At 61.9% G+C, this 2,089-nt stretch carries 2 protein-coding genes; both read left to right on the top strand.

Going from position 1 to position 2,089, the window contains the following annotated elements; translation table 11 throughout:
• Positions 1-280: 280 nt before the first annotated feature.
• A complete protein-coding gene (locus tag EOA33_RS33410) occupies positions 281-940 on the top strand; it encodes a hypothetical protein (protein WP_245482515.1) in 660 nt (219 codons plus the stop codon).
• A gap of 158 nt (positions 941-1,098) precedes the next feature.
• Positions 1,099-1,644, top strand: a complete 546-nt coding sequence (locus tag EOA33_RS33415) for a ProQ/FinO family protein (RefSeq protein WP_245482516.1) — start codon at positions 1,099-1,101, stop codon at positions 1,642-1,644.
• The last annotated feature ends 445 nt before the right edge of the window (positions 1,645-2,089 follow it).

Raw genomic sequence — 2,089 nt, forward strand, 5'->3', positions numbered from 1 at the left:
GGTCCTTGCCATGCGTTCCTCGCGGACTGCAGACGCCATCCGACGGATCAATGCCGCCGAACCGGCTCGCAACGTGACTTGCGGAAACGCCAGCCCCCCGCGCCTCATGACGCTAGGGTCGAAGCCGACATTCGCGAGGTCGGCGGTCGACAACGATCATGGTGATCGCCCGCATCTTTCGCAGCGAGCCATGAGGTGAGCCTGATGGGGCTTCCAAGCGCCGATTTGGCCGGCTAGGGTTTGCGGGGGGCGTGAACAAACCGGATGAACGAACGCAATGATGCTGGAAAAACTGCGTGCCTGTTGGGGATTTAGCCCGACCGTCGATAGGAACGTCGCCCTGGTCGAAGGCTTTCTGAAAGGCAAGCGCTTCGCCGACCTGGCGCAGGAACATGGCTTGTCGATAACGAGGGTGCGGCAAATCATCGAGAGGGCCGATCGGCACGTGGGCGGCGGCATCGTGACCGAGGCTGAACTGTCCAAGGCCTCGCCTCGATCCGATTTCATGGTCGACTATCCGTATGTGTGGAAGCTGGCCGAGCTGCACCGGCTCGGTAGCGTCACGCCGCATCATTTCTTCACGGAGCTGGAGCGCGCGGGATCGCTGGAGCGACTGGTAGATAAGATGAAGCGGTTGCCGGGGCGCACACCAACTACGACACGTGAGCTAGCGCGCCTCGTGTGGCAAAGGGAGCGGGGCGAAAGCCCATGGCCTGCAATGAAGCGATCAAGCATTGCGGTCGCGCAACCAAGCTGCCCGGTCGACCACCCGGACCGTTCCCTTCAGTGCCAGCTCACCTTGGAACCGGCCCTCCAGCAATTGGTTGAGCGCGCAGCGGAATCCGGCTGGACCGAGGACGAGATAGCCCAGGCGCTCCTTGAGCTCGCCCGCGCGCGCCTCAAAGAGCAGCTACCGAGCGGGGCAAGCTGCCCACCCTGAACAGCAACCGTGACGTAGTAAAGTTGCCGAAGAGCATGCCTCCTACCGCCGGCCGGCAACGGAACGGCTAAAGGGAGGGCAACGGTACTCATCTAGAAACCGGGGTGCGCTGCTTTGCCCGGCCGGACGAATCCCATTTTTTCAGGCATCCATAATCATTGCATATATGGGCGCTACCAAGGGATCCGAATTGGGAACGAAAACAAATCGGGCGAGGCTTGATCATGACGACCCCCAGCCGAGGGAAATCGCCCGCGCAGCTTTTCCGCCATCTGTCGGCAAAGTGGCCTGCGGCATTCAATACGAAAGCGCCCAGGCCGCTTAAGATCGGCATCCATCATGACATTCGCGTGCTGGACGGCAGACTGTCAGAGGATGAATTGAGGAGAGCCCTGCGCGCCTATGCCACGATGCCCAGATACTTGGCGAGGCTGGATGCCGGCGCTGTGCGGGTCGATCTTGATGGCGAGCCTGCCGGCGTCGTCTCGGATGCGGATGCGGCGACCGCCAAGGCCTTGCTGTGCGTCCGCAAGAACAAGCAAGGTTCCAAGAAAACGCCTGAGCCAATGGCAGCGCCTGATGCCCCGCCCAAATCGAAACCGAAGCGAACGGCCGTGCTCAAGGCGAAGAAGACGGCCGACCGCCCGACCGGAATAGTCGTTGAGACGAAGCGTCGCCGGTCTTTCCGAAAGCCGATGGCTTGAGCGCCGCTGAGCGATGGGTCTTGCACCGACCGGGACAGCCCCTGAGCATCGAAGCACGTGGCGTGCCCCGTGGCGATCCGAATTGCCGGATCACAAAGGAGCTTCGCATTGCCACCCGCTGCGTAGCCGATCGCCGTGAACTCAAGGATGACCTCAGCAAAAACCAGGTTGGCGTCTAATCGCTTTCGAGCCGCGTTTCGGTACCACGGGCCCGGGCGCGCAGCGCGCCCGCAAAACGGCACCGTGAAAACCGCTGCCTTCTACCAATAACCACCTGCGATCGGATCGGCATTCCCAGGGGAATTTGACCCGAGAATGGAAATGGCTTGCGCAGCAACGGTGCGATCACACTGGAGCAACGGCATCAGGAAACCGCCATCCTTGTGCGCCCCGACACCCTGGTCGCCATCGGTCGCATCGCGGGGGGCACTGTGGCCGAGAACCA

Source organism: Mesorhizobium sp. M4A.F.Ca.ET.050.02.1.1, assembly GCF_003997725.1.
Lineage (GTDB): Bacteria > Pseudomonadota > Alphaproteobacteria > Rhizobiales > Rhizobiaceae > Mesorhizobium.

Bases quoted from the DNA above. Each gene is read 5' to 3' on its own strand.
- EOA33_RS33410 (WP_245482515.1), top strand. From the start codon at position 281: ATGCTGGAAAAACTGCGTGCCTGTTGGGGATTTAGCCCGACCGTCGAT.